This window comes from Pseudoalteromonas sp. L21 (genome assembly GCF_021728035.1).
Classification (GTDB): domain Bacteria; phylum Pseudomonadota; class Gammaproteobacteria; order Enterobacterales; family Alteromonadaceae; genus Pseudoalteromonas; species Pseudoalteromonas arabiensis.
Map to the genome: position 1 here is coordinate 303,228 of NZ_JAKKCV010000002.1, position 12,678 is coordinate 315,905.

General features: G+C 39.7%; 13 protein-coding genes. 3 read left to right on the forward strand and 10 right to left on the reverse strand.

Annotated features, from left to right (window positions below; translation table 11 throughout):
- Positions 1 to 43: 43 nt before the first annotated feature.
- The 6 genes from L3V41_RS06575 to L3V41_RS06600 all read right to left on the reverse strand — a co-directional run bounded on the left by L3V41_RS06575 (position 44) and on the right by L3V41_RS06600 (position 7,225).
- The gene (locus tag L3V41_RS06575) at positions 44 to 1,051 is read right to left on the reverse strand and encodes an isocitrate dehydrogenase (RefSeq protein ID WP_062568108.1); all 1,008 of its coding nucleotides are present in this window, start codon (positions 1,049 to 1,051) and stop codon (positions 44 to 46) included.
- 215 nt (positions 1,052 to 1,266) lie between these two features.
- Entirely contained in the window at positions 1,267 to 2,964 is a 1,698-nt protein-coding gene (locus tag L3V41_RS06580) for a hypothetical protein (RefSeq protein WP_237127387.1), read from the reverse strand.
- Positions 2,965 to 2,970: 6 nt separating this feature from the next.
- A complete protein-coding gene (locus L3V41_RS06585) occupies positions 2,971 to 3,354 on the reverse strand; it encodes a DUF3192 domain-containing protein (RefSeq protein WP_062568106.1) in 384 nt (127 codons plus the stop codon).
- Positions 3,355 to 3,424: 70 nt separating this feature from the next.
- Entirely contained in the window at positions 3,425 to 4,198 is a 774-nt protein-coding gene (xni, locus tag L3V41_RS06590; protein WP_237115294.1) for a flap endonuclease Xni, read from the reverse strand.
- Positions 4,199 to 4,210: 12 nt separating this feature from the next.
- Positions 4,211 to 5,554 (reverse strand): nucleotide 5'-monophosphate nucleosidase PpnN, encoded by a 1,344-nt coding sequence (gene ppnN / locus L3V41_RS06595; RefSeq protein ID WP_237115293.1) that lies wholly within the window; start codon positions 5,552 to 5,554, stop codon positions 4,211 to 4,213.
- Between the two features lie 135 nt (positions 5,555 to 5,689).
- Positions 5,690 to 7,225 carry a diguanylate cyclase gene (locus L3V41_RS06600; protein WP_346656317.1) on the reverse strand — a complete coding sequence of 512 codons (1,536 nt, stop codon included), beginning with the start codon at positions 7,223 to 7,225 and terminating at the stop codon, positions 5,690 to 5,692.
- A gap of 202 nt (positions 7,226 to 7,427) precedes the next feature.
- Between L3V41_RS06600 and L3V41_RS06605 the strand changes: the two genes are divergently transcribed.
- Positions 7,428 to 9,209 carry a PDZ domain-containing protein gene (locus tag L3V41_RS06605; RefSeq protein WP_062568103.1) on the forward strand — a complete coding sequence of 594 codons (1,782 nt, stop codon included), beginning with the start codon at positions 7,428 to 7,430 and terminating at the stop codon, positions 9,207 to 9,209.
- A 15-nt stretch (positions 9,210 to 9,224) separates the two neighbouring features.
- On the opposite strand, the gene L3V41_RS06610 is transcribed toward L3V41_RS06605, so the two are convergent.
- From L3V41_RS06610 to L3V41_RS06620, 3 genes are all read right to left on the reverse strand, one after another.
- Positions 9,225 to 10,019: a glycosyltransferase family 25 protein gene (locus L3V41_RS06610; protein ID WP_237127388.1), complete on the reverse strand. Its 795-nt coding sequence runs from the start codon at positions 10,017 to 10,019 to the stop codon at positions 9,225 to 9,227.
- A gap of 64 nt (positions 10,020 to 10,083) precedes the next feature.
- Positions 10,084 to 10,269: a DUF1289 domain-containing protein gene (locus L3V41_RS06615; RefSeq protein ID WP_062568101.1), complete on the reverse strand. Its 186-nt coding sequence runs from the start codon at positions 10,267 to 10,269 to the stop codon at positions 10,084 to 10,086.
- 42 nt (positions 10,270 to 10,311) lie between these two features.
- The gene (locus tag L3V41_RS06620) at positions 10,312 to 10,824 is read right to left on the reverse strand and encodes a hypothetical protein (protein WP_062568100.1); all 513 of its coding nucleotides are present in this window, start codon (positions 10,822 to 10,824) and stop codon (positions 10,312 to 10,314) included.
- 202 nt (positions 10,825 to 11,026) lie between these two features.
- On the opposite strand from L3V41_RS06620, the gene L3V41_RS06625 reads away from it, so the two are divergent.
- Both L3V41_RS06625 and L3V41_RS06630 read left to right on the forward strand, forming a co-directional pair.
- A complete protein-coding gene (locus L3V41_RS06625; protein WP_062568099.1) occupies positions 11,027 to 11,311 on the forward strand; it encodes a hypothetical protein in 285 nt (94 codons plus the stop codon).
- The gene (locus L3V41_RS06630; protein ID WP_062568098.1) at positions 11,304 to 11,708 is read left to right on the forward strand and encodes a hypothetical protein; all 405 of its coding nucleotides are present in this window, start codon (positions 11,304 to 11,306) and stop codon (positions 11,706 to 11,708) included. Before L3V41_RS06625 ends, L3V41_RS06630 begins: the two co-directional genes overlap by 8 nt.
- A 62-nt stretch (positions 11,709 to 11,770) precedes the next feature.
- On the opposite strand, the gene L3V41_RS06635 is transcribed toward L3V41_RS06630, so the two are convergent.
- Entirely contained in the window at positions 11,771 to 12,508 is a 738-nt protein-coding gene (locus tag L3V41_RS06635; protein ID WP_237115291.1) for a hypothetical protein, read from the reverse strand.
- Positions 12,509 to 12,678 lie beyond the last annotated feature (170 nt).

Below are 12,678 nucleotides of genomic sequence, written 5' to 3' on the forward strand. Positions count from 1 at the left end.
CAGTCGAATGACTGGCTTCTTAAAAATTAGTTTGAGACTAAAATTATAGGCGGTCGATTACTGCTTGAGTGAAATCAGTTGTACCATGGCTACCACCTAGGTCACGTGTAGTACGGTCACCTGTCTTAATAACGTCTGCTACAGCGTTACGAATACGCTCAGCTGTTTCACCCATTTCAAGGTGCTCTAGCATTTGAATTGACGCTAAGATAACTGAAGTTGGGTTAGCAAGGTTCTTACCTGCGATATCAGGAGCACTACCGTGAACAGCTTCAAAGATAGCTGCATCTTCACCGATGTTTGCACCTGGTGCCATACCTAAACCACCAACAAGACCAGCACATAGGTCAGATAGAATGTCACCGAACAAGTTCGTTGTAACAATTACATCAAACTCGTCTGGCGTCATTACTAGCTTCATACATGTTGCATCAACGATCATCTCAGTTGATTCGATTTGCGGGTAACGCTCAGCGACTTCACGTGCAACTTTTAAGAATAAACCAGACGTTGATTTAAGGATGTTAGCTTTGTGTACTGCTGTTACTTTTTTACGGCCTTCGCGTACTGCTAATTCGTATGCAAAAGTAACGATTTTTTCTGCACCTTCACGTGTGATTTTCGACATCGCTTCAGCTTCGTTACCGTCTTCAGATACAACTTGACCAAGACCTGAGTACATACCTTGTGTGTTTTCGCGAACAGTGATGATATCGATATCATCGTAACGAGCTTTCGTACCTGCAAAAGATTTAACTGGACGTACGTTTGCGTATAGGCCAAACTTTTTACGTAATGTAACGTTGATAGATGTGAAACCTTCACCCACTGGTGTAGTTAAAGGACCTTTTAAAGTGATCTTGTTACGCGCAATCGTATCAATGGTTTCTTGCGGAAGTAACTCACCAGTTTTTTCTAGGGCAGCAAGGCCAGCATCAACGAATTCATAATCAAAATCGCAACCTGCAGCTTTAAGGATCTCAAGTGCTGAATCAATAATGCTAGGACCAATGCCGTCGCCTTTGATCACTGTGATGGTTTGTTTAGCCATTTACTTTTCCTATTTATGAGTAGATATACACGTAAATATATCGCGAAATTGAGCACGACTTTACTTGTTAGAAACTTACGTGGATGTGTTTGAAAATTTAAGCGGCTTTTATAGCAATTTATTCAGCTTTTTGCCAGTTTATCCTGTGAATACTGACTATAAATAGGCGAAAGTTCATAATTATTTAACGATTTTGCACGTTTTAACAACACAATCTAAAAATTATCGGCAAACTCACAGGTTTCTAGATATGAATAAAAATCCGCTTTTGATTGCCAGCCAACTAGATTGAGGCTTTGTGCCATGATTTGTTCTTGCCAACTGCTGAAAACCGCGTTGGGTTGAAAAACATAGTAAGCGAATAATTTTATCGCAATCCAGTGTTTTTCCTCACTACCTAATTGTTGCTTTTCCTTTTGCTCACTGTTAAGTAAGTATCCAGTCCATGGGTTATCACCGAGTAATTGCATAAGGTATTCACTAAGTGGTATTTGATCAATTGCACTTACGCCAAATAAACAAGCTAAAGGGGCACTAACATTGTTTAATTCTGCTGGTGCAAATAATGTTTTTCGGGATAAAGCCGTAGCATGCTTTTCACACAAAAATACACAGTACGCGTATAAGGGCAGGGTAACTTGTTCAAATTGTTGAATAGTTGAGTGCTTAAAAAAAGCTTGAATAATAACAGCAATATTTTCTAGTCGCTTAACTAGATGCTGTTCTAATGGGTGTGAAATAGTTGCGACTAAACGCTGAAAAAGTACTTTTTGAATAATAGCAGGGGCATTGTCGTAGCCCACCATTGATAAACAATGGCGTAAGTCTTTAGCACGTTGATGCTCTTTGTTATAGGGTTTAACGGCTAAAGTTAATTGCAAAATGAGCTCTGGAAATGGACTCAGTAACTTATTAAGAGCGCTAAAACTGTATTCTTTCGATATTTTTAATTGGCTAATGAGATTGAGGTATTTTTGTCGCTGAGATTTAGCAATGTCTTCAGGGTGCGCAAAATTTATATTGTCGCTGAACCAAACTGTATAGAGTAAGCGGTTATCATCACATGCTCGCTGTTTCTCAAACGTGCTAAGCGTTGCTTTCACTCTATGCCAACGCACCTTTTCAGGGCGAGAAACATCGACAAGTATATGCCGTGCACGATCATCCGTTGCTAAATAAATGAGTGACTGCTCGGCATAATTTACTTCACTGGCAGGTAGGTATGAGCCGGTGTGAGCAATAAAGCTTTTAATCGCTTTTTGAGCAAATTCATTTGGGGTTCGTAAGTAAATGTCAGCCAGTGCTTTGTGTAAACTAATGTGCTCGCCTGTTTGACGATAAGTTATATTCATCGCAATGATATTAGCGAGGGCAACAAGGGTCGTCGCACCATCGTAAATCATTGTTTTTGGCGCACTCAGTAAGGCTTGTTTGTATTTATTAAGGCGTGCAAGTATATGCTGCACACTTAATGTCATAGGCCCAGAGGCATGCAATAATTTTACTGCGAGCTGATGGCGACATTGCCACAGTTTTTTATCTTGTGTGGTGAGAGTCTGTGCACACGCTAACTTATTACTTTGTGATTGCACACATAAATAATTAGCCAAGCAGGTTGCAATAATTTGTTCGCTGATTGCTTGGTTGTAGTTAAGGGCTCGACATAACACACAGGCGAGTACACATTGGTTAACGACTAAATTAGTTGTATAACCATGATCTGGAACATATAAACTTAGTTGCGCTTGCAGGCCTTTAGGACAAGCTTGATAAATGAGGTAGTAACGTTCAGCAAGGTTAGTTAATAGAGGGTATATCTGTGGCCATTTGTTTTTGTGATGATAAAGCTTTAATAATTGGTGAGTGCTATCAAACAAACGCGCTAATTCTCGTGGCGTGACTGGATCCATCATAGCGTGTTAGCCTTCTTGTTGATAGCTTTCATAGGCACTGGGGCCCCATAAAACAAGTTGACCGTTTTTAAATAATAGACCTGTACACTCATCAATTGTTGTAATGCCATCAGATTTAACATGTTGCGTGCGATAAAAAACAATTTGCCATACAACATCTTCTGCTCGTTTCGCATAGGTTAGGTCTGGACTACCTAAATAATCAAGTACGGCATTAAGGTTTTCAGGTTTATCGATTGAAAGCTTGGCAATATAACGTTTATTGAACGCTTCACGATCTTGCCAAATCATTGCTTGAGGATCATCTTTATAAAAAGTGATAACTAGGGCCGCTATAAGTGCGTAAACACCCAATCCTAGTATCAGATATTGGAAAACCTTTTTAAACATGTGTCACTCTTCAATACGAACGCTGCTTTCAGTATACGATCAGTTGCTTTACAGTGCTAATGGATTGCGACTAATTGAGCCTTAACTGCTTTAAACTAAAGCCTAAGTTTATATCTGTTCGCAAGGTAACCAAGTTTTTGGAAATGACAAACAAATCCATCTCGGCAATGAGCTTTCGCTTTAAAGTCGCGTTAAGCGTTTCATCGTCTATGGCATCATCAATCACATTATATTGATTTATCAATTGTTGTGCTGATTTGTTGCCAATACCTTTAACGCCTGGGATATCATTGGTTTTATCACCTGCTAAAGCCCAAAAATCAATTAGCCTGTGCTGTGGCACTGAAAAACGCTTATAAATATCATCTTGGCTGATAAAGTGTTTTTTAAAGTAGTCAAAAACGCTTATGTATTCAGATAAAAATGGTAAAAACCCTTTATCAGTTGAAACGATGGTTGAGGGCACTTTATTTGAGGCGGCCTTGTAGGCGAGAGTCGCAATAATGTCATCTGCTTCATCGTTATCAGGGGAGAAAACAACAATGCCAGTGTGTTCTATCGCTTGCTTAAATAATGCAAGGTTCTTCTTAAGTAAATCAGGCATTGGAGCCCGAGAAGATTTGTAATCTTTAAAGTAGTGATAGCGCCAGCTTCTGTCACCATCAAACACAGCAACGCCATGGGTGGCGTTACATTGCGCACGTAACTTTTTGCAAGCATGAGCCACACGGGCACAACTTGCTTTGATCATATGCTCTTCACTATGGTGACTTTGATTACTATCAACAGCATAGATGCGCCTGATTAGATTAAGCGCATCGATTAAAAGTAACTGGGTGCTCACACAGTCTCCTTGTTACGCTTTAATCTCATAACAAGGAATATACTTGCTGCCAGGGAGTTTCATTCGACCTTGTGCAACAAAGGCTGCAAGCAACTTATCCATGTCGGTCATTAATGTAGGCTCACCGCTGAGTATAAATCGACCATGTTGTTTTATAGCTTGGATACCTTCATCTTTAACGTTACCTGCCACAATACCCGAAAAGGCACGGCGTAAGTTTGCTGCTAATTGTTGTGTAGGTTGATTTAAATGTAAGTCTAAACTGGCCATGTTTTCGTGTGTTGGAACAAAAGGCTGCTGGAAATCATTATCAATTTTCAATGTCCAATTGAAGTAGTAGGCATCACCTTGGCTCTTACGGTAATCGCGAACTTCGGCCATTTGGGTTTTTAGCGATTTACCGACACGGGCAGGGTCATCAATAATGACTTCGAACTTTTCAAGAGCGACTTTACCGAGTGTTTTCTCAACAAACTTGCAAAGCTCGATAAAGTAATTTTCACTCTCTTTAGGGCCCGTGAGTATCACAGGTAAACGTTGTTTTTCGTTATCAGGATGGAGCAAAATACCCAGCAAATACAATAGCTCTTCAGCTGTGCCTGCACCGCCTGGGAAAATAATAATGCCATGTGCCGTTCTTACAAAAGCTTCTAGGCGCTTTTCGATATCGGGTAAAATAACTAATTCATTTACAATCGGGTTCGGTGGCTCAGCAGCAATAATGCTAGGTTCTGTTAACCCTAAATAACGGTTATCTGAAATACGTTGTTTAGCATGCCCGATAGTTGCCCCTTTCATTGGCCCTTTCATTGCGCCAGGGCCACAACCAGTACAAATGTTTAAACCACGTAGGCCAAGCTCATAACCCACCTGCTTAGTGTATTTATACTCAACTTCGTTAATTGAATGGCCGCCCCAGCATACGATCATACTTGGATCACTGTTGACACGAAGCGCACCCGCATTTCTTAGCATGTCAAACACCATATGCGTGATGGCTTTTTGTTCGGTTAAATTTTTCTCATATTTTTGACAGATAAACAAAATATCGCGGATAACTGAGAAAATATGTTCATGAATACCGGAGATGATTTCACCATCGACAAAAGCCGATTCAGGAGGGTTTTCAAGCTCTATTTTAATACCACGTTCACGGCTTAAAAGGCGAATATCAAAATCTTCAAATTTATCGTATATCTCAGAGCTTGAGTCGGTATGACTGCCCACATTTAGGACGGCAAGCACACAGTTTCTAAAAAGTTTATAACGCTCGCTGGTGGATGATTGTTCGAGTAAGTCTACTTCTAGTTGTGATAATAAATCCAGTACGCCTGTAGGATTCAATTGTTTTAACATAAGCACTCTCCTAGCTCATATATGAGCCTATATCATTGTGTATGTACAAGACTTAAACTAATACCTTTCGCAATAATACTTAATCATTTTGAGGGGTAGGTTGCCCAATTAATTAAGTAAATTGGTATAATTCATTTATCGACTGACGCACACTCTATTACGCCCTTCGTTCTTGGCACGATAGAGTGCATCGTCAGCACGGTCGAATGCGATAATAGGTGTGTCACCTTTTTTAAGTTGTGTAGCACCAATTGAAATGGTTATTTCAACTTGAGTATCTTTAAATTTAAATGGAATGGCTTGAATCGTTTTACGCAGTTTTTCAAGCGGTAATGATGCATTTTCAAGAGACACTCCTGTCATTAACATGACAAACTCTTCACCGCCATAACGGGCAATAAAGTCAGATTTACGAATTGATTTTTGCAAAGCTTTAGCAATAACTTGCAAGGTTTTATCGCCTGCACTATGACCATATTTATCATTAATTGATTTAAAATGGTCGACATCAATCACAACCAAAGTCAGGTCGGATTCATGGGCATCAAATAAATGAAATTCATGATTAAAGCGCTCATCAAATGCAGCGCGGTTAGGTAACTTAGTCAACCCATCAAGCAAGCTTTTGAACCTTTGTTCATTCAAACGCTGCTTGTAAGTGGTCAGTTTAGATTCTAAATGACCAATTCGACTATTTATATCGTTGAAACTAGCTAATAAGTTTTCACGTTCAGAGTGTTCAAGCTTTTCTTTTGCAATTAAGTCATCACTTAGTGATTTTAGCTCTTCTTCTACCAACTCTTTAAGCGCTGAAATAGATGTCGCATCTTGTGTTTTTTTATGTAAGTTTTTAATTTTACTTTCTATTTGCTTATTGAGCGTTTCATATTCAGCACTGAGTGATTCTGAGTGTTTGCTGGTTGATACAATCGAGTGATGTAAGTCTTCGATTGTTTGGTTTAATGAGATTAAAAAGCTTTGCGCAGATTGGCGCTCTTTGCTCATATTACGTGTAATGATAGTGATAATATCGATTGCTGTATCTAGCAGATCATCAACACTGTCATTGTAGGTAATTTTGTTTTTTATACTCTTTATTTGTTCAGCGCTTTCATCTTCTAGCACAAGGTCATTAGCAAGTAGCATTAATTGCTTGGCAAGTTCTGGCTTTATGAGTGCCTCAGCGTCATTTGCTGTGGAGAGTTTCGCTTGCAATGCTTGATGGTAGATTACAATCAACTTTGAAAGTAATGGAACAAAGTCATGATTTGACTGGATATTATTTAATTCATGATCGAGTAAATGACGAAGTGTTCTGCGCGCATCGTCTGGTAAACCTTTTACTTTTTGAAGTTGCTTACCGGCATCAAGGACAGTGTCGTTCAACTCGCGTTGTAGCGCCATTTGTTTCGTTTCTTGATTTTTTAACAGCCCAAGAATATCGTTGATGAAGGGTTCGAGTAGCTGAAAGTCTACCCCTTTTCTTAATGCATTACGGTATTTGGCAAGACGGTTGTCTAGTTCAATGTCTAGCCCTTTACAGCTGAGCGATAATTTTGCCGCAAACTGTGAGAGCAATTCAACTTGATGCTTACGAGCGTCTTCGACGACCATGCGTGCGTCGATCGCTTGTTTTAACTTTTTATTAAGAACATCATGCTGCTGTTGCACCGAGTAATACCGCCATTTAGATTCAAATTTCAATACCCTAAGTTTACAACAAATTAATGCGAAATGTAGGCGCGAAGTCAAAAACTTAGCGAATTTGTTTATCAAGCTTATTGCATTGGGACTTTATCGGTTTTTAATTCACATTTTTTTACTCAGTTGGTAGGCTAGCTTGTAATTTTGATACTAAGAAAAAAGAGTTATTATGAAAAAGTTGTTGGCTATGTCAATATTAGCGGCGTGCTCAAGCAGTGCATTTGCTGATGTTAATTATTCACTGTCTATTACTGAACCTGAACACCATTTAGGTAATGTGCGTGTTGAGTTTCCTGAAACTGCGCAAGCACATTTGGATATTAAACTTCCCGCTTGGCGCACAGGTCGTTACGAAATTTTAAATCTTGCCAATGGCGTACGCTTTTTCGATGCAAAAGATGATGATGGTAAAGCGTTAAAGTGGGAAAAAATTGACCACAGCACTTGGCGTGTTCACCTAAATGAGCCAACGCAAGTAAATGTTGATTACCAAGTCTATGCCAATGAGCTTGGTAAGCGTGCTCGTCACATTGATGATAGCCATGCATTTATTGATGCCTCGGGCTTCTTCATGTTCAGTGAATCATTTCGCCAAGACCCTGTTACTGTAAATCTAAACGTACCAAAAGCGTGGCGTTCAGTGTCAGGTATGGAAAATGCGGGTTCTAAACATAGCTTCAAAGCCGCTGATTACGACATTTTAGTAGATTCGCCAATTGAAAGTGGTATCAATGAGCTACACAAGTTCACTGTTGATGGTCGTGAATACGAACTCGTTATTTGGGGTGATGGCAACTACGACGTAGACCAAATGCTAACCGATCTTAAAAAGCTAGTGGCAACTGGCAATGTTATTTGGGATAGCTACCCGTATGAACGTTATGTATTTATGGTACATGCCACATCAGGTGCAGGCGGTGCAACAGAGCATTTAAACTCAACCATTATCCAGCGTCCACGTGACCGTTTTGGTTCTCGTAAAGATTACCTCGCGTTTATTAGCACTGCTGCCCACGAATTTATTCATACGTGGAATGTTAAAGCGTATCGTCCAAAGGGGATTGCCCCTTATGATTACACAAATATTAACTACACGAAAACATTGTGGATAGCAGAAGGCTCAACCAGCTACTTTGAAGATCACTTAATGGTGCGCTCGGGTATTGAAACAACCGATGAGTTTTTTGACACCCTAACTAAAACGATTAATCGTCACTTACAAACACCGGGTCGCGAAGTACAAAGCGCAACCGAAACCAGTTTTGATAAGTGGATCAACCAAGGCGGCGACCACGCTCGCAACTACAGCACTAATATCTATCTAGAAGGGTCATTGATTTCAATGGCGCTTGATATTGATTTACTTGAAAAAAGCGATGGCAAAATTAGCTACCGTGATGTTCACCGTGCACTTTACAACAAGCACCGTTTACCAGATGGTTTTACGCCAGATGATGTTAAAGCGATTTTAAAAGAGCTTACAGGTCGCGATTACAGCGCTTGGTGGCAAGCGAATGTGGATGAACCAGCAGCTATCGACTTCGATGCATTACTTGAAAAAGTCGGTTTAGGTTTAATTCGCCCTGAAGGGGCAAAATCAGTACCGAGTATTGATTCGTTCGCTAAAAACAGTGGTGAGTTACTTACCTTGACTCACGTTCGCCGTGGTGGTGCTGCTTGGCAAGCGGGTTTAACGACAGATGACAAAATTGTTGCATTCAACAAAAAGCATGTTGGTAAAGATTTAACAGCTAGCCTTGAAACATTTAAAGCAGGCGACACCGTGACTGTTGATTTCATTAGACGTGATGCCCTGCAAAGCACGACGCTGACACTGAGCGAAGACTTTGATAAAGAGAAAAAGGTAAAAGCATTAAAAGATGCAACACCCGCTCAAATGGCATTGTTTAAAGCATGGATGGGTGTTGATCACCCAAACCAAGAAAAATAACAGCCAATTTAATGTTTAATGATTTTTGACTGGTAAGAGAGGAGCTGCGGCTCCTTTCTTTTTGTTTGGTGTTTGCTGCGCTTTCACAAACTGCTTAGTGTACTTTGTGTTTAATAATGCACTGTGGAGTTGCTGCTTTTTACGTCGCCAAAATGACTTTTTAACTTTGTCTGATCTATCCCTAATATCGCTTTGTGAATTTTCAGGTTGCGATACCGGGTAGGGCAGCAAAGAGTAACCATAAACGCCTGTTTCCCAAACGTACTGTAAATCGCAATCAACGGGACGGCCAAATGTGGCAGTGGCTTTTAACAGCGCTTTTGCACCGGCCAAGCTAACAGCTGTTGCACAGCAGCCAGACATCAGCTTTTTATGAATGACTAAATGCTGCTCATCAGCCAGGGGTTTGGTAAAAGCAATGTCGCGCTGACGGTCTTTGTAAGCAGCCAATTTTATTAACTGCCAAGGCTGCTGTAACCTATTAATGTTTTCAATTGCACTGTGAATGGAGCGGTCAAGAACAAAGTCATCTTCTAAAATAATAGCGTAGTCGAGTTGTCTATCGACTATTGTTTGCCATGCTTTTCGGTGGCTCAGGTAACAACCAATTTCACCTTTACTCAATGGCTTATGGTATTTTTTTAGGTTTAAATCAGCACTATAGTGCTTAGCTATCTCTGTATCAGACAGCTCTCTTCCATCAATTGCATCAAGGCGTTCAAATGCCAAATTTTGTGCATTTAGCTCATGGCTAACACGGTTTAATCGTTCAGTAGAGCTTGCTAAGTTAATTACAAAAATAGCGGTCATGATAATCACCTAAATAGCCGTTTAAAGCAGGCTAGCAATCGTCAATGACGCTTGAATGTCAGTACTATTTATTTTTTATGTCAGGGCGAGGGGTATTTAAAATTGTTTGTTTTTCTTGCTCGGATAAAATGATCCAATCAAAAATTTCATCATTGCTGCGACCACAGCCTGTACAATAGCCATTAAGGCGATGACATTGGCCGATGCAATCTGTTTTGAATTGGCTGGTTGGTTTTTTTGAATTTGTCATAGTTAATTTGAAGGCTATTGTCTATTAGCCTTCAAGGGTATTTTATTTGCCTTCAACGGGTTTACCAATTTCAAGAGTGGTAGACCAAGGCTGTTTACGTGATAAGGTTTTACCCGAATGAATTGAGATAACAGGGTTGTTTTCGTCAAGCACAAAGGTCGTGCGCAACGATTCAGCTGACTCTTTTTGTGTTTGATGCCAATTATTACCAGCTAAACACGCTTGAGTAAAATTAACCGCACGAGTGTGATCGGCCACAGCTTGCTGCTGTTGCTCATAGTTGCCTACACAGCGGTAGGTGACATTGTCTTTATCAAGCGCGGTAATTTGACAGTTATCAGCAATAAGGTTGTATTTTGCTGTCCATGTTTCCATGTATTTAGTGTTTACACGGCTACGTTTTAAGCCTTCAAAGCGGTTGTCGTAAGCACCTAATAGGGCGTTAATTTTCTCGCAAGGGGTTAAGTTATCAATGGCAGCTTGTTGTTCAGTTGTCAGTCCCGTACAACCTGTTAAAACAAGGCTGGTTAGTAAAGCGGCGAGTGGCTTTTTCATATCAGGCTATCCTTTTAAATAGCAGTTCCTTAAACGTTTTATAAAGGATACCTAAGCCCTTGTAAAAATGCTATGAAAGACATAAAAATATTAGTTTTGAATTAATTAGGCTTGATCTAATACACAGATATTTACTTTTTCACTAACGTGTATAGAATTGCCGCCTATTGCTGGACGCATACTTTCAAACTAAAGGAATTAGATGAAGTACTTATATACCCTCACGATATTGATCCAAACCTTTGCAATTATCATTTTATATCAAGATCCGAACTATCAGACATTAGCACTGATTTTTGCTCCAGCTATCCTGTTATCTTTATTTGGGGGGTTGTATTTTATTTTTAAAAATAAATGGTTAGCTTACACAGGAATGCTAGGTTGTGTTGTTTTTGTGCCTATTGGCGCACTCGGGGTTTTTGCTTTGAGAAGTGAGATGGATAATGAAATTAAACGTGATTTCTTAAGGAGTTTACGTAGTGAGTGAATATGATGCTACAGCCGAGCCGCTTGAAACATTTGGCGTTGCTGATAAACATAAAAACATTTTGTTATATATGGGCATTGCCGCATTGGTAATAGGACTACTTATTGTGCCACATTTAATCGGCATGGGTATTTTTATGATAGCCATATTTTTCTTTCATAGTAAGTTAGAGGCAGTGAGGTTTTATAAAGACTACTCAGAGGTCAAGTTAGCTATTGCAAGACCAAGGTGGTTTATCAAAAACAAAGATATAAACTCCGCTGAAATAATAAAAGATTTTTTGCACTTAGAAGTTGCGGCAAAGGAAAAAACGATCACGCGTAAGATCCCGCTGAAAATATTTGCTGAGGATGACCGGAAAAAGATAATTAGCCACTATAAAAAATTGGCGGGATAGAATAAATAGTAAGCGCGGTGCTGCAAATTAGCACCGCTTTTTAAAGTAATAGTAATACAGCGCTAAATCTTCGTTTTACCAGTAATATTGGTTACTTTTACTGAGCCAGAACCATCAGTTAATAACTCAAAGTTTGCTGCGGTATCAACGCGGATGCTACCAGAGCCATCTGAAACGACTACATCACCTGAAATATCATTTAAATCAATTCCACCCGAACCATCGTGTACTTCGATATTGCCTTGAGCTTTTACAACATCAATATTGCCTGAGCCGTCATGAATTTTAATATCACCGCTGATATTACGCGCATCTATGCTGCCTGAACCGTCATTGATTTCTAATCTGCCTGCAATGTCATTCGCTGTAATTGAACCAGAACCATCGTTGATCACTGTATCAGCGACTTTGCTAATAATAATCTCACCAGAGCCATCATGCACATCGACATTAAATGAGCGAGGGATCGCAACGGTTAAGTCAATGCGAGTTTGCTTGTTGGTTTGATATTCACATTGACCTGCACTAAGCGCAGCACTCTTATCTTTAGCTTCAAGCGTTAGGCAATATTCATCATGAGGCTTTTCTTGATAAATCTCGGCTTTAACGCTCACTTCATCACCGTCAGTGCCGGTAATGTGTAAAAAACCAGAGCCAGCTTGTACTTTTAATGCGGTTAATGATGCTGCATCAAGGGTGAGGTTTTTAGTTGTTTGCAAAGGCATTTCACCCCAAGCAAATGTGTGTGCTGACAATAAACCTGCAGCAATTAGCGAGAGTGTTTTTACTGTACTTAACATGGTTCTTCCCTTTCATATGTATGGTGTTATTAGCTTAGTCGCAGGTGCTGGTATAAAAGGTTTAAACAATTTAAAAACTTTTTAAAAAATAATTCTGCTTTGTTTATTTTGTTAGTATCCAGCTTCTTATCGTTAAAAGCGTTAATACTGCCGTAAAAACATATCATTAT

Coding starts and splice junctions, on each gene's coding strand:
- L3V41_RS06635 (WP_237115291.1), bottom strand. CDS start 12,508: ATGTTAAGTACAGTAAAAACACTCTCGCTAATTGCTGCAGGTTTATTG.
- ppnN (WP_237115293.1), bottom strand. CDS start 5,554: ATGTTAAAACAATTGAATCCTACAGGCGTACTGGATTTATTATCACAA.
- L3V41_RS06580 (WP_237127387.1), bottom strand. CDS start 2,964: ATGATGGATCCAGTCACGCCACGAGAATTAGCGCGTTTGTTTGATAGC.
- L3V41_RS06575 (WP_062568108.1), bottom strand. CDS start 1,051: ATGGCTAAACAAACCATCACAGTGATCAAAGGCGACGGCATTGGTCCT.
- L3V41_RS06605 (WP_062568103.1), top strand. CDS start 7,428: ATGAAAAAGTTGTTGGCTATGTCAATATTAGCGGCGTGCTCAAGCAGT.
- L3V41_RS06625 (WP_062568099.1), top strand. CDS start 11,027: ATGAAGTACTTATATACCCTCACGATATTGATCCAAACCTTTGCAATT.
- L3V41_RS06615 (WP_062568101.1), bottom strand. CDS start 10,269: ATGACAAATTCAAAAAAACCAACCAGCCAATTCAAAACAGATTGCATC.
- L3V41_RS06620 (WP_062568100.1), bottom strand. CDS start 10,824: ATGAAAAAGCCACTCGCCGCTTTACTAACCAGCCTTGTTTTAACAGGT.
- L3V41_RS06610 (WP_237127388.1), bottom strand. CDS start 10,019: ATGACCGCTATTTTTGTAATTAACTTAGCAAGCTCTACTGAACGATTA.
- L3V41_RS06585 (WP_062568106.1), bottom strand. CDS start 3,354: ATGTTTAAAAAGGTTTTCCAATATCTGATACTAGGATTGGGTGTTTAC.